The 20,142-nt window shown below is 65.6% G+C and carries 17 protein-coding genes and 1 other RNA gene; 16 read left to right on the top strand and 2 right to left on the bottom strand.

Going from position 1 to position 20,142, the window contains the following annotated elements; genetic code table 11:
- Window positions 1-18 precede the first annotated feature (18 nt).
- The 4 genes from ASF16_RS05340 (at window position 19) to ASF16_RS05325 (ending at window position 3,749) form a co-directional block, all read left to right on the top strand.
- A complete protein-coding gene (locus tag ASF16_RS05340) occupies window positions 19-1,287 on the top strand; it encodes a YjgN family protein (protein WP_056163864.1) in 1,269 nt (422 codons plus the stop codon).
- Complete coding sequence (locus ASF16_RS05335) at window positions 1,284-2,570, top strand: M48 family metallopeptidase (RefSeq protein WP_056163862.1); 1,287 nt, start codon at window positions 1,284-1,286, stop codon at window positions 2,568-2,570. The genes ASF16_RS05340 and ASF16_RS05335 overlap by 4 nt, the downstream gene beginning before the upstream one ends.
- Window positions 2,571-2,709: 139 nt before the next feature.
- Window positions 2,710-3,333, top strand: a complete 624-nt coding sequence (locus tag ASF16_RS25925; protein ID WP_156371947.1) for a hypothetical protein — start codon at window positions 2,710-2,712, stop codon at window positions 3,331-3,333.
- Entirely contained in the window at window positions 3,330-3,749 is a 420-nt protein-coding gene (locus ASF16_RS05325) for a hypothetical protein (protein ID WP_056163857.1), read from the top strand. Before ASF16_RS25925 ends, ASF16_RS05325 begins: the two co-directional genes overlap by 4 nt.
- 57 nt (window positions 3,750-3,806) lie before the next feature.
- Here the strand turns inward: ASF16_RS05325 and rnpB are convergent.
- Together rnpB and rtcR are read right to left on the bottom strand one after the other, a co-directional pair.
- An RNA gene (gene rnpB, locus ASF16_RS05830) (RNase P RNA component class A) lies at window positions 3,807-4,241 on the bottom strand.
- Between the two features lie 45 nt (window positions 4,242-4,286).
- On the bottom strand, window positions 4,287-5,921 hold the full coding sequence (rtcR, locus tag ASF16_RS05320) for an RNA repair transcriptional activator RtcR (protein ID WP_056164129.1): 1,635 nt from the start codon (window positions 5,919-5,921) through the stop codon (window positions 4,287-4,289).
- Between the two features lie 787 nt (window positions 5,922-6,708).
- Here rtcR and ASF16_RS05310 point away from each other — a divergent pair.
- The 12 genes from ASF16_RS05310 (at window position 6,709) to ASF16_RS05260 (ending at window position 19,934) form a co-directional block, all read left to right on the top strand.
- Window positions 6,709-7,854: a slipin family protein gene (locus ASF16_RS05310; RefSeq protein ID WP_056163854.1), complete on the top strand. Its 1,146-nt coding sequence runs from the start codon at window positions 6,709-6,711 to the stop codon at window positions 7,852-7,854.
- An 82-nt stretch (window positions 7,855-7,936) separates the two neighbouring features.
- Complete coding sequence (locus ASF16_RS05305) at window positions 7,937-8,620, top strand: hypothetical protein (protein ID WP_235507265.1); 684 nt, start codon at window positions 7,937-7,939, stop codon at window positions 8,618-8,620.
- A gap of 32 nt (window positions 8,621-8,652) precedes the next feature.
- Window positions 8,653-9,873 (top strand): RtcB family protein, encoded by a 1,221-nt coding sequence (locus tag ASF16_RS05300; protein ID WP_156371946.1) that lies wholly within the window; start codon window positions 8,653-8,655, stop codon window positions 9,871-9,873.
- Between the two features lie 426 nt (window positions 9,874-10,299).
- Window positions 10,300-11,154, top strand: coding sequence for a nucleotidyltransferase domain-containing protein (locus ASF16_RS05295; protein ID WP_056163846.1), 855 nt, complete (start codon window positions 10,300-10,302; stop codon window positions 11,152-11,154).
- Window positions 11,151-11,711: a hypothetical protein gene (locus ASF16_RS25920; protein WP_156371945.1), complete on the top strand. Its 561-nt coding sequence runs from the start codon at window positions 11,151-11,153 to the stop codon at window positions 11,709-11,711. Before ASF16_RS05295 ends, ASF16_RS25920 begins: the two co-directional genes overlap by 4 nt.
- Before the next feature lie 7 nt (window positions 11,712-11,718).
- On the top strand, window positions 11,719-12,807 hold the full coding sequence (rtcA, locus tag ASF16_RS05290; protein WP_235507264.1) for an RNA 3'-terminal phosphate cyclase: 1,089 nt from the start codon (window positions 11,719-11,721) through the stop codon (window positions 12,805-12,807).
- 271 nt (window positions 12,808-13,078) lie between these two features.
- Complete coding sequence (gene cysK / locus ASF16_RS05285) at window positions 13,079-13,996, top strand: cysteine synthase A (protein WP_056163843.1); 918 nt, start codon at window positions 13,079-13,081, stop codon at window positions 13,994-13,996.
- A 301-nt stretch (window positions 13,997-14,297) separates the two neighbouring features.
- Window positions 14,298-15,062, top strand: coding sequence for an endonuclease/exonuclease/phosphatase family protein (locus ASF16_RS05280; protein ID WP_056163840.1), 765 nt, complete (start codon window positions 14,298-14,300; stop codon window positions 15,060-15,062).
- Window positions 15,059-16,357, top strand: coding sequence for a cardiolipin synthase ClsB (gene clsB / locus ASF16_RS05275; protein WP_082516758.1), 1,299 nt, complete (start codon window positions 15,059-15,061; stop codon window positions 16,355-16,357). Before ASF16_RS05280 ends, clsB begins: the two co-directional genes overlap by 4 nt.
- Window positions 16,358-16,403: 46 nt before the next feature.
- Window positions 16,404-17,495, top strand: coding sequence for a lysylphosphatidylglycerol synthase domain-containing protein (locus ASF16_RS05270; protein ID WP_156371944.1), 1,092 nt, complete (start codon window positions 16,404-16,406; stop codon window positions 17,493-17,495).
- A 156-nt stretch (window positions 17,496-17,651) separates the two neighbouring features.
- Window positions 17,652-19,367 carry an NAD(P)/FAD-dependent oxidoreductase gene (locus ASF16_RS05265; RefSeq protein WP_056163837.1) on the top strand — a complete coding sequence of 572 codons (1,716 nt, stop codon included), beginning with the start codon at window positions 17,652-17,654 and terminating at the stop codon, window positions 19,365-19,367.
- A gap of 15 nt (window positions 19,368-19,382) precedes the next feature.
- Entirely contained in the window at window positions 19,383-19,934 is a 552-nt protein-coding gene (locus ASF16_RS05260; RefSeq protein ID WP_056163835.1) for a VUT family protein, read from the top strand.
- The last annotated feature ends 208 nt before the right edge of the window (window positions 19,935-20,142 follow it).

The following is a 20,142-nucleotide window of genomic DNA, read 5'->3' as shown; positions in this document are numbered from 1 at the left end:
TCGGGAGGGAGTGAGTTCATGAACGAAAACAATACCGGCGGCTCGGCAGGACCGATGTCGACTTTCATGCCGCAGAACATCGACGCGCACCCGCTCGAATTCACCGGCAGTGGGGGCGAGTATTTCAGGGTGTGGATCGTCAACGTGTTGCTGTCCATCGTCACGCTGGGCATCTACACGCCCTGGGCGCGGCGGCGTACTGCGCAGTACTTCTACAGCCACACGCTGGTGGCGGGCAGCCCGCTCGAATTCACCGCGCAGCAGCGCAAGATGGTGATGGGCTTTGTGCTGCTGACGCTGATCACCATTGCCTACAACATCGCCGCCAACACCGGCCAGGATGCCGCCGTGGGCGTGTTCTTGCTGACGGGTGCACTGCTCTCGCCGCTGATCTGGGGCAGCGCGATGCGCTTTCGCCTGGGTGCCACGCGCTGGCGCGGGCTGCGCCTGCAGTTCACTGCGAGCTGGAAAGAGGTCTACATCGCCAGCTGGCCCATGTTTGCGCTGGCCCTGGTGTGGTTCGCCGTGTTCTTCGGCATGCAGATGCTGTCGCCCGAACTGGCCCAGGCCATGGAGGCGATGGAAGAAGCCGAAGAAGGCGCCAAGCGCGCCCTGCCCAGCTTCACGCCCGCCATGGGCGGCCTGCTGGCGCTGGGCCTGGTGCTGACGGTGCTGTGTTTCATCCGGCTGGAATACAACTACAAGAGCCTGCTGGTACTGCGCGCCCAGGTGGGCGCCGAACGCGGCCGCTGGAAGCCGGTGTACATGGACTTCGTGAAGGTGTGGCTGGCCACGGTGGCCGTGTTCGTCCTGTGCGTCGTCGTCATCGCCACGCTGATCGCGGTGCTGGCGGGCAGCTCCATCGCGCTGCTGGTGGCCACCTCCGACAAGCTGGGTTTCTGGCTGTTCGTGATCATCTTCGCCGCCATCATCGGCGGGATGCTGCTGCTGTTCCTGGCCTCGGCCCCCGCCCGCGCGTACCGCGAGGCCCGCATGTTCCAGCTGCAGTGGAACAACACCGGCGTGAGCCATGTGGCGCGCTTCAAGTGCCACCTCAAAAGCGGCGGCTACGTGGGCCTGCGCATCAAGAACATGTTCCTGACCCTGTTCACGCTGGGCCTGTACCGCCCGTTTGCCCGCGTGAGCGAATACCGTATGAAGCTCGAATCGGTGACCCTGCACGTCAAGGGCGGCGTGGAACAGGTGGCCGGCACCATGGTGCGCCAACAGCAGGGCGGCCTGGGCGATGCGCTGGCCGACGCGGCCGGCCTGGACCTTATCGGATGAGTGACCCTACCACGCCCCCGGCCCGCCTGCTGCAGGGACGCTGGTTCGACGGGCTGAGCAGCAAGGCCCGGCCCGTGATGGTGAGCCTGCAGCCCACGCCCCGCGGGCCGTCGCTGGTGCTGCACCCGCTTTCTCAGCCCGGTGCCGAGCCCGTGGTCTTTGCCTGGAAGGACGTGGGCTGGCCTGAGGCCTGGAACGAGCACAAGCCCCAGCCCCGCGTGGTGGTGGACCTGCGCGACCAGGGCAGCCTCGAGATCGACGCCGTGGCCGACTGGCGCGCCGCGCTGGCCGCCGCGGGCGAGCGCCCTGGCATCGCCCAGCGCATGCAGACGCGCTGGCCCGTGCTGCTGGGCGTGACGGTGGCCGCTGCTATCGGCCTCACGCTGTTCTACCGCTACGGCACACCCTGGGCCGCCACGCAGCTCACCCGCTTCGTGCCGGTGGGCTGGGAAACCAGCGTGGCCGAGAACGTGCTCAAGCAGATGGACGACGGCACCCTCAAGCCCAGCAAGCTGCCCAGCGAGCGGCAAGACCAGCTCAAGGCGCGCTTCGACGCCCTGGTGCAGCAGACGCCCCGCACATTGCACCGTTACCCCGACTACCGCCCGCCTCTGTCGCTGGAGTTCCGAGCCGGCATGGGCGCCAATGCGTTCGCGCTGCCCGGCGGCAAGATCGTGATGACCGACGGCATCGTCAAGGCCGCCGCCGAGAAGGGCCTGCCCGACGACGCCCTGGTGGGCGTGCTGGCGCACGAGATCGGCCACGTCGTGCACCGCCACACCACGCGCATGGTGGTGGAGCAAGGCGTGCTCAACATGGGCCTGGGCCTGGCGCTGGGGGATGTGTCGGGCATCGTGTCCACCGGCGCCTCGGTGCTGACCGGCCTCGCCTACAGCCGCAGCCACGAGCGCGAAGCCGACTGCTACGCCATCGCCCTCATGCGCCACACCGCCCTGCCCACCGCGCCCATGGGCAAGCTGCTGCTGGCCATTGCGCGGGACGAAGAAGAGGCAGAGGACCAGAAGCAAAAGAACAAGAAGGATAAGGAGAAGGACAGCGCCAAGCCGGCTGCAGGCCAAGCAGCAGACGCGACAGCCGCAGCATCAGCTCCCGCTGCACCCGGCAGTGCGCCAGCCAGCGCACCCGCGCCGATCACCAAAGGCCAGGCCCGCGCCGAACTGGAAGCGCACCCGGTGTGGTCGCTGCTGAGCAGCCACCCCGACACCGTGCGCCGGGCGACGGAACTGGAGCAAGGTCATGCGCCGCATTGCGGCAAGAGCTGACATGCGCGTGTTCGAAATCCGTAGCAGCTGAGTAGACGAAAAGAAGGCCCCTCGGGGCCAGCATGTGCTGCCGCAGATAACAACATCTGGCAGCACATTCCGCTGAATTAGTTACCTGGATAAACACAAAGTAACAGCGATGGGCGCTTCCCTGCAGAGAATGGCCGGGTTTCGCAGCCGCCTGCCTCGCACGGACGAGGTCGATCCCCCAAGAGGTGAATGGATCGGAACCAAGGCGGTGTCTTGCCCTGCTGAACCGCAGGGCTTACTCATCCATCCAACCCCTATGAGCACGACACTCACAGCCCTTCAAGCTTACGTAGGCAAGCCGATCTCCGACATCTGCTCCAACAAATTTGACTCTGCGTCGCAAAATCATTGCGCACATTTTGTAAGCCATGCACTGGGCATCAAACTGGGCATGCTGTGCGGCGACATGAAGTTCAGCACCAAGAAGACGGGCGGGTCCATCCGCTGCGATGAGCTCTACAACAGGCTGGCCCTCAAGGGCAAATGGGCCGACAAGCCCGCGATATCAGACGGGCTGTTGATCTTTGTCCTGTCGGCCGCCAACGTGGTCAACAATGTGATGTCTCCCGTGCCGCAAAAACATGTGGGCATTTACCATGGCGGCATGGTGTTCAACTTCTCCAACGGCCAGCACAAGGTCGTTGCCGACAACTCCGTAGAAGCGTTCCACAACAAATTCAAGAACAGCTACGCCGGCAACGATATTTCGCTGTACTACGGGGTGGCACCGTGACACAGCGCCTGCACACGCTCTGCGCAGCCATCGCTCTGGGCTGCGCCCTGGCGGCGCCTCCTGCGTTGGCAGCTGATACAGCACCCGCTGCGGCCGCTGCTGCGGATCCGGTCGCCACGCAGAAGGCTCTGGGCGCTTTGCTGGCGGCCGCCAACGACACCATTCCCCGCGCGTCCTCATGCCATGGCGATTTTGGCCAGACCGGAAAAGCCAAGGTCAAGGATCTGCTGGCCATGCGCATGGCGTACCTGTATGCAGGCACGAACGTGATCGAGGGGAGTTGCAGCAAGGCGGCGCAATGCACGGTGACCATTCGCCACGCAGCGGGTGAGGATGTGGCGTCTGCGGCCATCTCGTTCGCCGTCAGCGCGGGCAAGGCGCGGGTTTCGTCACTGCAGTGCGTCATCACGCCGTGATGCAGGCGTGATGCGGCCGCGCTGTGTGAAGCCCGTGGACATGGGCCTCAAAATAAAGTGTGAAGCACGCCGATAAGCCGGATTCTGTGCACCACGGTTGCCCGCAGTGTGACCGCCATTAATCTGGGCCGGGTGTCGCCACCACGGCTCGGTGCTACCTACCCGCCAGCTCTGCGGAACCACATCAACGCTGGCCTACTTGGTATTGCTGCGCGTAGAGATTGCCCGTTTCACCCAAGTCGCGTTCCGCGCCTTGGGCGGCTATGGGGCTTCAGGCTTGCGCCTGAGCGTCTGGCTTGCGCCAGCCGGTACCAGCTTGCGCTGGCCCCCATAGAACACCCTTGGTGGCTGAAAACGACCTGACTCGTCTCTGTTGCTCTGATCCTCACCTCACGGTGGGCAGCCGTTAGCTGCTACGCTGTCCTGTGCAGTCCGGACGTTCCTCCAGTGCCTGGTTTCCCAGATTGCACCAGCGGCGGTCTGGCGTGCTTCACGGGCTGGATTATCCCACCTCCCGTGTGGCGCACCGCGCAGCCTTCATCCCTTTCGGCTGACACGCTCCCAATCCAGCCCGAACCGCGCCAGAAACTTGCGGAGCCGGTCCGCATCGTTGACCACCGTGCGCTGCGTGCGCGAGGCGTTGAAGAGCTGTCGGCCCGCGTCGGACAAGGTGCGCGATTGCCGGCACATTTGCAGCACCGCGGCCAGTTGCAGCTGGTCGAACAGGTCCAGTCCACCCACCGCCTCCTCGCCCAGCAGTTCCACCAGATCGTCGCGGCCGACGGTGCCAACGCCTGCCTGGGCCATGCCGTCGCGCGCATCCCGGGCCGCCTGCCACAGCCAGCGCAGGCGGGCGATCTCGGCCTCGACCAGGGGCAGGCCGATGCGGCCGCTGTCGGCCAGCGTGGCCAGGCGCGTGGCGCTGGCCGACAGGTCGCGGAAGTTGCCGCTCCACAGCGCGTCGCTTGACTGCGCAAAGCGCAGGTAGGCCACGCGCGCCTCGGCCGACAGGCGCACCATGCGACCCAGTTCGACACCGGTGCGCGCGAGCAGGTGGTCCAGGTGGGGCTCGATGTCTTCGGGCCGCTGGGCCAGGCCGGGCAGCTGGTAGCTCCAGAGGTTGATGCGTGCGTACAGGTCTTCGCGAAAGCGCCCGGCCGCCACTTCGGTGCGCAGGTCGCGGTTGGTGCCCGCGATCAACTCGAAGTCGCTCGCCACCTCGCGATCGCTGCCCATGGGGTAGAAGCGCTTTTCCTCCACGGCCTTGAGCAGCATGGCCTGCTCGTCCAGGCCCAACTCGCCGATCTCGTCGAGAAAAAGCACGCCCTTGTGCGCCGTGCGCAGCAGGCCCGCGCGGTCGGCCGCCGCGCCGGTGAAGGCACCCTTCTTGTGGCCGAACAGCGTGGACGCCGCGCCGTCGCCGTGCAGTGTGGCGCAGTTGACTTCGACGAAGTCGCCCTCGACCTGGTGGCGCGCCTTCTTGAGCTCGAACAGGCGCCGCGCCAGGTGCGACTTGCCCGCGCCCGTGGGCCCGGTGAACAGGATGGGCGCGCGCGACCGCACCGCCACGCGCTCGACCTCTTCGATCAATGCGTTGAAGCGCGCATTGCGCGTGGCGATGCCGCTCTTGAGAAAGTCCACCGCATCGCGCTGCTCGGCACCAAAGCGCTGCGCGATCACGTCGTAGCGCGAGAGGTCCAGGTCGATCAGCGCATAGCTGCCCGGGTCGCCCATCTGCTGGCGCTTCGGCGGTGATGTCTGCGCCAGCACGCTCGGGATGCGGCGCGACTCCACCAGCAGGAACAGGCAGATCTGCGCCACGTGCGTGCCGGTGGTGATGTGCGTCCAGTACTCCTCGCGCTCGGTGTCGAAGCGGTAGCCCTGGGCCCAGTCGAACAGCGTGGCGTAGACCTCGCCGAAGTCCCACGGGTCGGCGATGTCCAGCTTGACGAGGTGGACGGTGGTTTCGGGCGACGCGGTGTGGATGTCCGTGCGCACCTGGTGGGCCAGATCGTGGTGGGGCGGGGTGTAGAGCAGCTCCATCCGCTTGACGACCACATCCTCGTGCTGGGCCAGCGACACCGTGGGGCGCCACTTCTCCCAGCGGCCCGCCCCCTTGCCTGCATCCAGCTGCGTTCCCAGAAAACCGATGACCACTTTTTCTTTGCGCATCATATTCAGCTAATTGACTAGCTTTTATTCTATCTTTTAGGCAAATCGATTGCGACAAAGATTTTTTGAAATGTCATTAATTTCATATGAATCAATGGCTTGCAAATTTTCACCCCCAATTTCACAAGCTGGCACGCATCTGGCAATAGATAAGTACCAGACGCCAGCGTCGACCGCTCACAGGCCAGGGTTAGGACACAAGTTCGCCCTGCCGGTGCCGAGGTTCCAGGGGTCCTCAAGGCTCTTGTCGAACCCCTGCATGCCGCACGTCGCCATCGTCTGGTCACGGCACGGTCGTGGAGACCACTCCGAAAGGACGTGTCTGGTTCGACTCCAGGCGGGCCACCACTGGTAGCTCAGAGGAAGAGCAACCCGCAAGGGTCTGTCACAGGTTCGATTCCTGTCCATTCTTCCGGCCGCAAGGCCGGAGCTTTGAAGAAACGGTCGAAAGACCACCCGCCGGACGCGGGGCGCAGGCAAAGGCTGCTGCACGGCAGCCCCCGCAGGCACTCCGTCAGCCGGCGGCGGTTTGCACCAGACCCCGGTGCAGCCCGCGCCCGCAGCCAGCCACGCTGCCGCCCTGTTTACAGGGCAGCAACCACGGCGCACTGCAAGGCCCGCGGCTGCACTGCCTGGAGCCCCGCCGCCGCTGTAACGGCGCCCTCTTGGGATGGGGGTTGTGTTGCCAGCGCTGTGCGCCAACCGACATGACAACGACGACGAAGAAGAGAAGACGAACGAACGAACGAGAAATCCGCGGCGCGGACCGCAATAAGGAGAAAAAGAAATGCTGAACAACAAGATCCAACGCATCACCGTCAAGAAGAACGAACGCGCCCTGCTGCTGCGCAACGGCGATTTCGACCGCGTGCTGCAGAGCGGTACGCACTGGCTGTTTGCCGGCCTGGACACGCTGCGCGTGGAAACCTTCGCTCTGGAGCAACCCGCGTTCACGAACGGCCTGGCCGATTACCTGATGGCCCAGGAGCCTGCCGTGGTCGCCGCCAACTTCGTGCAGGTGAACCTGTCGGAGCGCGAAGTGGGCCTGCGCAGCGAGAACGGCGTGCTGGTTGAAATCCTGCCGCCCGGCACGCGCCGCCTGTACTGGAAGGGCCTGGTGGACGTGACCGTACAGGTGGTGAACCTGCAAAACGGTGCCGAGCTGCCCGCCGACCTGGTCGCCCGTCTGACGCAGACCCAACTGCGCCAGCGCGCAGTGACTGGCCTGAACGGCGTGCTGCAGGTGCAGGTGCCTGAAGGCCAGTGCGCGCTGCTGACGCTGGACGGCAAGGTCGAGCGCCTGCTGACCGCCGGTACCTACGCGTTCTGGAAGTACGGCCGCACCATCGCCGTGGAACTGGTGGATTTGCGCCTGCAGGCCGTGGAGGTCTCGGGCCAGGACATCATGACCCGCGACAAGGTGAGCCTGCGCCTGAACCTGTCGGCCACTTACCGCGTGACCAATGTGCTGCAAGCCTTTGCCCAGCTGCAAAAGCCTGCCGACTACCTGTACCGCGAGCTGCAGTTTGCGCTGCGCGCCGCCGTGGGCACCCGCACGCTCGACGAGCTGCTGGAGAACAAGACGGTGATCGACGAGGTGGTGACCGCTCACTTGGCGATCAAGCTGCAGCCTTACGGCATGCAACTGGAGAGCGTGGGCGTGAAGGACATCGTGCTGCCCGGCGAGATGAAGACCATCCTGACCCAGGTGGTGCAGGCGGAAAAGCAGGCCCAGGCCAACGTGATCCGCCGCCGCGAGGAAACCGCCGCCACGCGCTCGCTGCTCAACACCGCCAAGGTGATGGAGGACAACCCCGTCGCCCTGCGCATGAAGGAGCTGGAGACGCTGGAGCGGGTGGCCGAGCGGATCGACAAGATCTCGGTGTTTGGTGGCCTGGACCAGGTGCTGAACGGCCTCGTGAAGATGCGTTGATTCTCATGAGGAAAGAGAAATCGAGATGAAAGCAAAGAAACTGACCGCACGTGAAAGGCGCGCGAACCGTAAGGAGACGCCCGTGAGTTGCGAGTCGATCAACCTGGAGCCGGCGGTCTATAGCGCAGCCCTGCGTTATCTGTTCGACCGCCCCGTGCCCGATAAGAGCGGGCAGGAGTGGTACTGGCTGATCGACGAGCCGGAGTTCGACGCCACGCCGCTGCAATGGACCCACATCCAGACCGTGCTGTTCGCCAACGCGGGCACCGACCTGGCGCCCTACAGCGACGAGCAGGTGGGCATGGGCCTGAACCATGTGATGAGCAACAACGCCGGGGACATTCCGCACATGGTGAACGACCCCTCCGTGCCCCTGGCCGACGCTATGCGCATGATGCGGGCGCTGCCCAACTTGTGGCGCGACTGCCTCGGCCCGCGCCTGGATACCGGGCCGAGCCCCATCGGGAGCCGAAGCGACCGCCTGTACTTTGTGAGCTACATGTGGTTTGACGTATGGCCGTCGTTCTGGAACGCCAAGGACATCCCTGAATGGCGCGACGCGATGTGGCAGGTGTTCTGCGAGATGCTGGCGATGCCGTACCGGGCTGCCCAGGAATCCGCATTGCACGGGATAGGCCATGAGGGCGCGCGGTTGGGGCGGCCCCAGGAACTGCAGGCGCACATGGACGCATTCATCCGCCAGGTGAAGAGCGACGACGAACTGAAGAACTACGCCCAGGCCGCAGCGCGCGGAATGGTTCAATGAACGGCAGAGAAGACCAAAGACGAAAGAACGATATGAAGACTTACGAACAACTCGAAGTACCCAACGGCGTCCCCGTGAAGATGTGGACGAACGGCGTGCCCGTGGAAGAAGAAGCCAAGAACCAGCTGCGCAACATCGCGCGCCTGCCCATCGTGTTCAAGCACGTGGCGGTGATGCCCGACGTGCACCTGGGGATCGGCGCCACCATCGGCTCGGTCGTGCCGACGCTCAAGGCCATCATCCCCGCCGCGGTGGGTGTGGACCTGGGTTGCGGAATGATGGCGTGCAAGACCACGCTGACCGCGAGCGACCTGCCCGACAACCTGTCCGGTGTGCGTGCCGCCATCGAACGCGCCGTGCCGGTGGGGATGACGCCCAAGCACTTCGGCCGCGACAAAGGAAGCTGGGATACCCCGCCTGCCGAGACCGACCGCGCATGGTCGGCGCTGGTGGACGAGTTCAAGGAAATCTGCGAGGCGCACCCGCGCATCGAGAAGACCAACAACTACAAGCACCTGGGAACGCTCGGAACGGGTAACCACTTCATCGAGATCTGCCTGGACGAACACCAGTCCGTGTGGGTGATGCTGCACTCGGGGTCGCGTGGGGTGGGGAACGCCATCGGCACCCACTTCATCGAGCTGGCCAAGAAGGACGCCGAGATGAACCAGCGCAACCTGCCCGACAAGGACCTGGCGTACTTCGAGGAAGGCGCGCAGTACTTCGGTGACTACGTGAAGGCTGTGGGGTGGGCGCAGAAATTCGCCGCCGCCAACCGCGAAGTGATGATGGGCCGGGTGATCGCTGCGCTGCGCTTGTGTGTCACCAAGCCGTTCGAGACGCACGTGGAGGCGGTGAACTGCCACCACAACTACGTGCAGCGCGAAACGCACTTCGGGCAGGACGTCTTCGTGACCCGCAAGGGCGCGGTGAGTGCCGAGCAAGGCAAGCTGGGGATTATCCCGGGGAGCATGGGGGCCAAGAGCTTCATCGTGCGCGGAAAAGGCAACCCCGAGAGCTTCAACAGCTGCAGCCACGGCGCGGGCCGCACCATGAGCCGTACCAAGGCCAAGAAGATGTACACGGTCGAAGACCAGATCAAAGCGACCGAAGGCGTGGAATGCCGCAAGGATGCCGACGTGATCGACGAAATCCCGATGGCGTACAAGAACATCGACGCGGTGATGGCGGCGCAGGAAGACCTGGTGGAGGTGGTGTACACGCTCAAGCAGGTGGTGTGCGTGAAGGGGTGAGGCAAATGCAACGACAAGAGGTCCGTTTGAGAGACGGTAGCTGCGCATTCCTTTTCCAATCCCTTGACGGGCATTGGGCCTGTCCGGTGTGTGGAAGTGTTGGGCTGCTCAATCCACCCTATCTGGATTGCGGAGGAGCCTCATTCGAAATGTGCCAGTGCGGATTCGAGTTTGGATACGACGACGACCCTGGAGCGTCGAAACTGGCTGTACCAGAAGTGCAGGCAAACTGGGCGGCGTGGAGAGCTCGGCTGCTCGCGCGCACTTTGGGTGAGGTGCGTACCCAACTTGTCCTCAATCTCAAATTGGTTGGTGTCCAAGTGACAGATTGACCGCCAACAACAACCTGCAGCCAGCCCGAAGCGGGCCGCTTATGAAAACTCATAGCTAGTAGCGCTTACCCAGTAGGCGCTACAGCCGATTTTTATGCATACATCAGAACAAAAAGAACTGCTGCGCTCCGCCCACCCGGTCGAGCCCCACATGCGTGCGCAGGTGATGCAGGAGTTGCAGCGCATCGAGTCCACGCACGACGTGACCATCCTCTTCGCCTGCGAGTCCGGCAGCCGCGGCTGGGGCTTTGCATCGCCCGACAGCGACTACGACGTGCGCTTCATCTACGTGCACCGGCTGCCCTGGTACCTCACAGTGGCACCCGGCCGCGATGTGATCGAGGTGCCGATCAGTGGCGACCTGGACATCAACGGCTGGGACCTGCGCAAGGCGCTCGGGCTGCTGCGCGAGTCCAACCCCACGCTGCTGGAGTGGCTGCGCTCGCCCATCGTCTACCGCGAAGAGGCGGCCACCATGGCGCCGTTCCGCGCGCTGGCAGAGAACGTCTTCTCCAACGCCAAGGGCTGGCACCACTACAGCTCCATGGCCAAGAAGAACTTCCGCGAGCACCTGCAGGCCGACGAGGTGCGCTACAAGAAGTACCTGTACGTGCTGCGCCCGCTGCTGGCTGCGCGCTGGATCCGCAACCTGCCCGGCGTACCGCCCATGCGCTTCGCCGAGCTGGCCCAGCACACGCTGGACCCGGTGGCCGACGCTGCGCTGGTCGCGGAGATCAACGCCCTGCTGGAGGTGAAGATGCGCGCCGGCGAGGCCGCCACCAGCCCGCGCTGGCCGGGCATCCACGCGTTCATCGAGGCCGAACTGTCACGCAACGCAGCTGAACCCGTGCAGCCGCTGCCCGTGCCGGGGCATGCCGCGCTGGATGTGCTGCTGCACGACACCGTGCTGAAGTACGACATCAGGGACTCGAAACGCAGCTTGGCGTGAAAACCCCGGTGATTGACGCTCGCGTGATCCGGGAGACCGAGCGTGAAATGAACCGTCTTCACGCGGCTTGCCGTGCCGCAGCCATGCGCCAGCGCTCCAACCCGGCGCTGCGCAAAGAGTACATGCGCGCCGCAGAGGAGTTTCGGGCATACCGAAGCCCGCTGTGGGAACTATGGAGTGCTCAAGCGCAACACGACATCCTGGCTGGCAGCGGCAAATGGCGTGACACGGCAATTCTGTACCTGCAAATCAGTCCTCGGTTCTTCCGCTCAGGCTACTTGCGCAACGTGGTTTGCACGAGACTCAAACAAGCCCAACTGCAGGACCGGGAACGAAAAGACATTCAGAAATCTCTTCTGATTTCCATTGCCCATCGCCCTTCTACAGGCAGTTTCCGATACGACTGCCGACTGGCCATCAAAGTGGCCAATGAGAGTTTTCTGAAAGAACTACGAGTCCTCTGCAAAGACCAAAATTCATGGACATCCGGGAGAGCTCAGCGCATGGAAATGGCGATCTTGCGTCATGCAGCACTCTCTTTCGACACTGACATCTGAGGCTATCTTGAGCGAGACATCCAATATCTCCGGCAATCCGAATCCCCCGCCACTCATCCTCGACGGCTTCACCGGCGAGGGCGGCGGCCAGATCCTGCGCACCGGCTTGGCGCTTTCCATGGTCACCGGCCGGCCGCTGCACATCACGCGCATCCGTGCCGGGCGGCCCAAGCCGGGTCTGATGCGCCAACACCTGGCCTGCGTGCAGGCCGCAGTGGCCGTGAGCGGTGGGCAGGCGGACGGCGCCGAGCTGGGCTCGCAGACACTGCTGTTCACGCCCGGCGCGGTGCAGGCGGGCGACTACCGTTTTCAGATCGCGACGGCGGGCAGTTGCCTGCTGGTGCTGCAGACGGTGCTGCCCGCGCTGATGCTGGCCGGCGGCGAAAGCCGTGTGCAGCTGTCGGGCGGCACGCACAACCCGATGGCGCCGCCGTTCGACTTTCTGGAGCGGTCGTTTACGCCACTGGTGCGGCGCCTGGGTGTGGGGCTGGACCTGCAACTGCAGCGCCGCGGTTTCTACCCCGCCGGGGGCGGCGAGCTGGTGGCGCACATCACGCCGTCAGCGCAGCCGCTGACACCTGTGGACTTGATGGAGCGCGGGGCGCTGCTCAATGCCTACGGCGAAGCGCTGGTGCCGGGCCTGGCGCGCAACATTGCGCACCGCGAACTGGAGGCCCTGGGCCAGCGCATGGGCTGGACGTTCGAAGCGGGGCAACTGCGCAACCCGCCCACGCGGCAGAACGAAGGGCCGGGCAATGCACTCATCGCCACGCTGGAATACGAGCACGTGACCGAGGTGTTCTGCCAGTTGGGCGAGCGCAGCCTGTCGGCCGAGCAGGTGGCCAAGCGGCTGGCGGACGAGGTGCTCACATATCAGCGCAGCCACGGTGCGCTGGGGCCGCACCTGGCGGACCAGTGGATGCTGCCGCTGGCACTGGCCGTGTGGCGCAGCGGGCGTGCCGCGCGCTACACCTGCACCGAGGTGACGCAGCACACGGCCACCAATGCGCAGACGATTGCGCTGGGCCTGCCGGTGCGGGTGGAGATCACGCCGGCGGACCGGGCGATGCGGGTGGAGGTCAGCCCGCTGCAGTGAGCGCAGCTGGAATGGCTGAAAGCTGGGGAGTGGCGCCTCGGATATATCCATATCACCGGAGCCGTCGAACAACTGGTTCAGAATGCGCGGGACACCGCAATGCCGGTCAGTGACCCGTCCACCCAGAGCTGTCGAAGGACCAGCCACGCCATCGTGCCCTGGCTTCGACAGGCTCAGGCTGAACGGATGGTTGTTTATCTGGCCATCCACCGGCTGGCATTGGGTCACCCCGTCACCCCTATCCATTGAATTGACCTTCACAGGAGACGCCATGAAAGCTGACAACATTCTGCAAACCATCGGCAACACGCCGCACGTGCGCATCAACCGCATTTTTGGCCCGGCGGCCAACGTGTGGGTGAAGTCCGAGCGCAGCAACCCCGGTGGCTCCATCAAGGACCGAATTGCGCTGTCGATGGTGGAAGACGCCGAGAAGTCGGGCGCGCTCAAGCCTGGCGGCACGATCATCGAGCCGACCTCGGGCAACACCGGCATCGGCTTGGCGCTGGTGGCGGCCGTCAAGGGCTACAAGCTCATCCTTGTGATGCCCGACAGCATGAGCATCGAGCGCCGTCGCCTGATGCTGGCCTACGGCGCGCAGTTCGACCTGACGCCGCGCGAGAAGGGCATGAAGGGCGCGATCGCCCGCGCGCAAGAGCTGCAGGCCCAGACGCCGGATTCGTGGATCCCGCAGCAGTTCGAAAACCCCGCCAACATCGACGTGCACGTGCGCACCACGGCGCAGGAGATCCTGGCCGACTTCCCGGACGGCATCGACGCACTGATCACGGGCGTGGGCACGGGTGGGCACATCACCGGCGTGGCGCGGGTGCTCAAGGCCAAGTTCCCGAACCTCAAGGTGTTTGCGGTCGAGCCCACGGCGTCGCCCGTGATCTCGGGCGGCGCGCCGGCACCGCACCCCATCCAGGGCATCGGCGCGGGCTTCGTCCCCAAGAACCTGGACACCAGCGTGCTCGACGGCGTGATCCAGGTCGATGCCGAACCGGCGCGTGAATACGCCCGCCGCAGCGCGCGCGAAGAGGGCCTGCTCGTGGGCATCTCCTCGGGTGCCACGCTGGCCGCCATTGCGCAGAAACTGCCCGAGCTTCCAGCTGGCGCGAAGGTGCTGGGCTTCAACTACGACACGGGCGAGCGCTACCTGTCCGTAGAAGGCTTCCTGCCCGCGTAAATCGCCCCCTGAGGTGCGGCGCGCCATCCCCCCGGGGGACGCCCCCCGTGGACTGGCAGAGCCAGATCCACGGTGGCGCTGGTCCAGGGCGCGTCAGCTTTTGATGCCGAGGTGGGGTGACTTCTTGACCCTTGCTGCTCATTGCGGCGCAGTCACTGCAAGCCTTTTCGGCCACGGCAGCACATGCCAACGGCCAGACGTCCTACAGTGGCCGCGCACCACGGCCACAACAATCGTTTCACCCTTCGGACCGCCCTGCGTGGCGCCTTCGCCGCAGGGTCACTACAACGATTGTTTGCCTATGGCCACCACCCCATCCCAGCCCATTGCGTTCAAGGTTCTGACAGTGAACGTGCACAAGGGCTTCACCACATTCAACCGGCGGTTCATGCTGCATGAGCTGCGCGAAGCAGTGCGGGAGGTGGAGGCGGACCTGGTGTTTTTACAAGAGGTGCAGGGCACGCACCACAAGCATGCCAGCCGGCTCGCCAACTTTCCGCAAGTGCCGCACTACGAGTTTCTGGCGGACACGATCTGGTCGCAATACGCCTACGGCCGCAACGCGGTGTATGACAACGGCGACCACGGCAACGCCCTGTTGTCCAAGTTCCCCATCACTCGCTACGACAACCACGACATCTCGATTGCCGGGCCCGAGCGCCGCGGCATGCTGCACTGTGTGCTGCAGCCCCCAGGCCATCACCTGCCGGTGCATGCGGTGTGTGTGCACCTGGGCCTGCAGGAGTCGCACCGCCAGCGGCAATTGAAGCTGGTGTGCGACCTGGTGAACACCTTTCCGAAGGACGAGCCCGTGGTGTTGGCGGGCGACTTCAACGACTGGCGCCACCGCGCCCATTCCATCCTGCACCGCGGCGCGGGGCTGGAGGAGGTGTTCGTGCAGGCCTTCGGCCGCGCGGTGCGCACCTTCCCTGCGTCGATGCCGCTGCTGGCGCTGGACCGCATCTACGTGCGCAACGCGTCGGTGCACTCGCCGTTGACCCTGCCCAAGAAGCCATGGGACAAGCTGTCGGACCACGCGCCCCTGGCTGCGGAGATTTATCTATGAGCCTGCGCCGCCCCACCTTCACGCCGCCGCGGTCTTCGCGCTGGGTGCCCGGCAACCACTTCGAGCTGCTGGAAAACGGCGAGGAGTTCTTCCCCCGCGTTTTCGACGCCATCCGCGCAGCGCAGCGCGAAGTGGTGCTGGAGACTTTCATTTTGTTCGAAGACAAGATCGGCAAGGAGCTGCATGGAGCCTTGCTGGCCGCAGCCGACCGCGGGGTGGAAGTGCACGTGCTGGTGGACGGCTTCGGCTCGCCCGATTTGTCGGACAGCTTTGTCGGCCAGTTGGTGAATGCGGGCGTGCGCTTTCGCATCTTCGACCCGGGCCGCCGCTTCATGGGCCAGCGGCTGAATTTGCTGCGCCGCATGCACCGCAAGATCGTGGTGGTGGATGGCGAACTGGGTTTCATCGGCGGCATCAACTACTCGGCCGACCATGTGGCGGACTTCGGACCCGAGGCCAAGCAGGACTACTCGGTAGCGATGCGCGGCCCCATCGTGGCCCAGATGCACCGCTTTGCACGCGAGGCGGTGCTGGGCCGTGGCGGCCGCAAGCCGCAACAGCAGCCGGATGGCAAGGCGCAGCAAAAGGAACCGGCCACAGCAGGCAGTGCCGACGCGATCTTTGTCACGCGCGACAACCACCATCACACCAACGACATCGAGCGTCACTACCGCGTCGCGCTGCGCTCGGCGCGCCACCGCGTGGTGATCGCCAATGCGTATTTCTTCCCGGGCTACCGCTTCATCCGCGAGATGCGGCGCGCGGCCAAGCGCGGTGTGGACGTGCGGTTGATCCTGCAGGGCCAGCCCGACATGGCCATCGTGCGCACGGCGGCCAGCATGCTGTACGACCACCTGCTGCGCGCCGGCGTGCGCATCTACGAATACTGCGACCGCCCGCTGCACGGCAAGGTGGCGCTGGTGGACGACGAGTGGTCCACCGTGGGTTCGAGCAACCTTGACCCGCTGAGCCTGTCGCTGAACCTCGAAGCCAACGTCATCATCCGCGACCGCGCCTTCAACGACCACCTGTATGGCCGACTGTCGCACCTGATGGAGAACAGCTGCAAGCAGATCAAGCCCCAGCCCTCCGGGCGCTTCGATGGCCTGCGGCTGATGCGCAGCTACCTGGTGTTCCACCTGATGCGCTGGTTCCCCACGTGGGCGGGCTGGCTGCCCCGGCACCAGCCCACCATCACCATGGTGCGCGCGGCGGCAGCCGCAGCCGAGGCCGATGGCGCACCCGGTGGCTCGGGCGCCAAGTCGTCCACGCCCAACGCGGGTGCCGCGGCTTAACGCGGCTCGCAGCCAAGCCGTGCGCTCCGCATAACCTCTTTTGCCCATGGCTGCCAGCACCCCCCACCCTCTTGCCCTGGAGCCCGGCAGCGACACCCACCTGCATGCAGCACCCACAGGCTGGCGCGGCATCACGCAGCGCCCCTGGTGGCCCTGGCTCACGCGGGGCCTGGCACTGGCCTTCTTCGCGGTGGTGGCCTGGCTCATCGTGCGGCAGGCACGCACCGTGGACTGGCCTGCCGTGTGGCAGGCACTGCAGGCGCTGCCGGTCAGCGTGCTGGCCGTGGCAGGTGCCTTGGCGCTGGCCAGCCACTGCACCTACGGCACCTTCGACCTGATCGGCCGCCACTGCACAGGTCACGGCCTGTCGCGCTCCACCACGCTGGGCATTGCGATGACCAGCTATCCCTTCACCTTGAACCTGGGCTCGCTGATTGGCGGCGTGGGTGTGCGCTACCGGCTCTACGAGCGCCGCGGTGTGGGCCCCGGCACCATCGGCCAGGTGGTGGGCACCAGCATCGTGACCAACTGGGTGGGCTACCTGCTGCTGCTGGCCGTACTGCCCTGGCTGTGGGTTGCGCCGGCCGTGGCAGGCTGGGCCGTCGAGCCGTGGCAACTGCGCGCAGGCGGTGCCTTGGTGAGCTGCCTGCCCATCGCCTATGTGGCGCTGTGCGCGCTGCGCGCGGGCCGGGCGCTCACGCTGCGGGGCCACGAGTTTCCGCTGCCGCACTGGCCTGTGGCACTGTGGCAGGTGGCCGTCTCGGCCGCCAACTGGATGCTGATGGGCGCAGCACTGTGGACGGTGCTGCAGGGCCAGGTGAGCTACTCCGCAGCCCTGGCCACCGTGCAACTGGGCGCTGTGGCCGGGCTCATTTTGCGCGTGCCTGCCGGCCTGGGCGTGCTGGAGGCCGTGGGCGTGGCGCTGCTGGCCACCGGAGCGGCAGGCGCATTGGGGCAGGACCAGGTGCTGGCCGCGCTGCTGGCGTACCGGGCGCTGTACTACTTTGTGCCGCTGGTACTGGCCGCCGTGGCGTTTGGCGTGGCCGAACTGCGCTGGCGCCGGGGCGGCAACAACGACAGCAACAATACCAACCCGCCCAAAAATCAAACCAAAATGGCCTGTACCGCTCATCCATAAAGCGGCAGCAGCTATTTATTTGATAGCAATCACTCAAAACACGGGTCGCTTGCTGACCCGCTTGCACGCCGCCACTGCACGCCGCGCAAGCAGCCCCGGTAAAATCACGGCCCCACGACTTTGCACGCCGCCCGATCGACACGGGCCCGCAAGACCATGATCCGCCTCTCTGAAATCCGGCTGCCCTTCACGGCCGCCGAAGCCCCTGACGCGCCGCTGCGCGCCGCCGCCGCCAAGCTGCTGGGCCTGGCCCCGGCCGACATTGCCCACCTGCACGTTTTCAAGCGCAGCTTCGACGCGCGCAAGGTCGAGCTGCTGGCGGTCTACATCGTCGACATCGCACTGGCCCAGCCAGAACACGAAGCCGCGCTGCTGGCGCAGTTCGACAGCAATCCGCACATCCAGCCCACGCCCGACATGGCCTGGTACCCCGTGGGCCAGGCCCCTGCCGACCTGCCCCTGCGCCCCGTGGTGGTGGGCTTCGGCCCCTGCGGCATCTTCGCGGCGCTGGTGCTGGCGCAGATGGGCTTCAAGCCCATCGTGCTGGAGCGTGGCAAGCCCGTGCGCGAGCGCACCAAGGACACCTGGGGCCTGTGGCGCAAGCGCGAGCTGCATGCTGAGAGCAACGTGCAGTTCGGCGAGGGCGGCGCCGGCACCTTTAGCGACGGCAAGCTCTACAGCCAGATCAAGGACCCGCGCCACCTGGGCCGCAAGGTGATGAACGAGTTCGTCAAGGCCGGCGCGCCCGAAGAAATCTTGTACGTCGCCCACCCGCACATCGGCACCTTCAAGCTGGTGAAGGTGGTGGAGAACCTGCGCGAGCAGATCATCGCGCTGGGCGGCGAGATCCGCTTCGAGCAGCGCGTGACGGACGTGGTCGTGGAAGGCACGGGCGACGCCCGCCACCTGCGCGGCCTGAAGGTGCTGAACCAGGCCACGGGCGAGACCACCGACCTGCGCGCCGACCATGTGGTGATGGCCCTGGGCCACAGCTCGCGCGACACCTTTGCCATGCTGTACGACCGCGGCGTCGCCATGGAGGCCAAGCCGTTTTCCATCGGCTTTCGCATCGAGCACCCGCAGGGCATCATCGACCGCGCCCGCTGGGGCCGCCACGCCGGCCACCCGCTCTTGGGCGCGGCCGACTACAAGCTGGTGCACCATGCGCAGAACGGCCGCGCGGTGTACAGCTTCTGCATGTGCCCGGGCGGCACCGTGGTGGCAGCCACCAGCGAGCCGAACCGCGTGGTCACCAACGGCATGAGCCAGTACTCGCGCAACGAGCGCAACGCCAACGCCGGCATGGTGGTGGGGATCGACCCGAGCGACTACCCCACCGATGCCGCCGCCTTCGACACCCACCTGGGCCACACCCACGGCATCGAAGCGCTGCCGCAGGGCCAGTTCCACCCGCTGGCGGGCATCGTGCTGCAGCGCCAGCTCGAGTCCAACGCCTTCGTGCTGGGCGGGCGCGACTACAGCGCGCCGGGGCAGTTGGTGGGCGACTTCATCAAAGGCACGCCGTCCAAACACCTGGGCGATGTGGAGCCCTCGTACAAGCCCGGCGTGGCCCTGGGCGACCTGCACGCCGCCCTGCCCGGCTACGCCATCGCCGCACTGCGCGAGGCACTGCCCGTGTTCGGCCGCAAGATCAAGGGCTTTGACATGCACGACGCGGTGCTGACCGGCGTGGAGACACGCACGTCATCGCCGCTCAAGATCGGGCGGGGCGAGAACCTGCAGAGCCTGAACACCGCCGGCCTGTACCCGGCGGGTGAAGGCGCGAGCTACGCGGGCGGCATTTTGTCGGCGGGGGTGGACGGGATCAAGGTGAGCGAGGCGGTTGCCCGTGCATTGCTGGGCACGGCCTGACGTGCTGGTGGTGGCATGCCTGCTGCGCTGACGCTCCCGACCCGCGCGCAGTTCGCAGCTGCAGCGCTCGCCATGGCCGCTGTGGTGCTGGCTTCCAACATCCTGGTGCAGTTCCCGATCAACGACTGGTTGACCTGGGGCGCGATCACTTACCCCGTCGCTTTCTTGGTGAGCGAGCTGGTCAACCGCTCCCACGGCCCGCAGCCAGCGCGCCGCGTGGCCTGGGTGGGCTTTGCGGTGGCGGTGGCCGCGTCGCTGGTGCTGGCACCTGCGCGCATTGCCATCGCGTCCGGCACGGCGTTTTTGCTGTCGCAATGGCTGGACATCGCCGTGTTCGATCGGCTGCGCCACGGCACCTGGTGGCGCGCGCCGCTGGTGGCCACTTTGCTGGCTGCGGTGCTGGACACGGCAGTGTTCTGGAGTATCGCTTTTGCTGGCAGCAACGATCCGTGGGTGACCTGGGCGCTGGGGGACCTGGGGGTGAAGCTGGTGTTGGGGGTGGCGCTGCTGCTGCCGTTTCGGCTGCTGGTGGGTCGGGGCGCTGCGCTCTACACACGGTCGGGTTGAGGTTGCCGAAACCTGGGCGCTTGACCCACGTCCGTTCGGTTTGAATCTGTCGAAACTTGGGCGCTGCTCGCTAGCTCGCTGATGGGGCAGCATGCCAGTGTTGATGGCGGGAGCCGGGGTGCGCGCCCGGCGGCGCGGTAACTTTCTCTTGGTTCGCCAAGAGAAAGTCACCAAAGAGAAGGCGACCCCAAGTCTGCGACCCCTTCGC

Origin of the sequence: Acidovorax sp. Leaf78, assembly GCF_001422735.1 — a bacterium.
Classification (GTDB): domain Bacteria; phylum Pseudomonadota; class Gammaproteobacteria; order Burkholderiales; family Burkholderiaceae_C; genus Acidovorax.
Note: the sequence above shows the minus strand (reverse complement) of the source record. Positions and strands in the feature narration are given on the sequence as shown.

What these genes read in the sequence shown, in the direction of transcription:
- ASF16_RS05340 (WP_056163864.1), top strand. Translation starts at nt 19, where the DNA reads ATGAACGAAAACAATACCGGCGGCTCGGCAGGACCGATGTCGACTTTC.
- ASF16_RS05295 (WP_056163846.1), top strand. Translation starts at nt 10,300, where the DNA reads ATGCATACATCAGAACAAAAAGAACTGCTGCGCTCCGCCCACCCGGTC.
- ASF16_RS05260 (WP_056163835.1), top strand. Translation starts at nt 19,383, where the DNA reads ATGCCTGCTGCGCTGACGCTCCCGACCCGCGCGCAGTTCGCAGCTGCA.
- ASF16_RS05300 (WP_156371946.1), top strand. Translation starts at nt 8,653, where the DNA reads ATGAAGACTTACGAACAACTCGAAGTACCCAACGGCGTCCCCGTGAAG.
- ASF16_RS25925 (WP_156371947.1), top strand. Translation starts at nt 2,710, where the DNA reads ATGGGCGCTTCCCTGCAGAGAATGGCCGGGTTTCGCAGCCGCCTGCCT.
- clsB (WP_082516758.1), top strand. Translation starts at nt 15,059, where the DNA reads ATGAGCCTGCGCCGCCCCACCTTCACGCCGCCGCGGTCTTCGCGCTGG.
- rtcR (WP_056164129.1), bottom strand. Translation starts at nt 5,921, where the DNA reads ATGCGCAAAGAAAAAGTGGTCATCGGTTTTCTGGGAACGCAGCTGGAT.
- cysK (WP_056163843.1), top strand. Translation starts at nt 13,079, where the DNA reads ATGAAAGCTGACAACATTCTGCAAACCATCGGCAACACGCCGCACGTG.
- ASF16_RS05310 (WP_056163854.1), top strand. Translation starts at nt 6,709, where the DNA reads ATGCTGAACAACAAGATCCAACGCATCACCGTCAAGAAGAACGAACGC.
- ASF16_RS05265 (WP_056163837.1), top strand. Translation starts at nt 17,652, where the DNA reads ATGATCCGCCTCTCTGAAATCCGGCTGCCCTTCACGGCCGCCGAAGCC.
- ASF16_RS05335 (WP_056163862.1), top strand. Translation starts at nt 1,284, where the DNA reads ATGAGTGACCCTACCACGCCCCCGGCCCGCCTGCTGCAGGGACGCTGG.
- ASF16_RS05270 (WP_156371944.1), top strand. Translation starts at nt 16,404, where the DNA reads ATGGCTGCCAGCACCCCCCACCCTCTTGCCCTGGAGCCCGGCAGCGAC.
- ASF16_RS05280 (WP_056163840.1), top strand. Translation starts at nt 14,298, where the DNA reads ATGGCCACCACCCCATCCCAGCCCATTGCGTTCAAGGTTCTGACAGTG.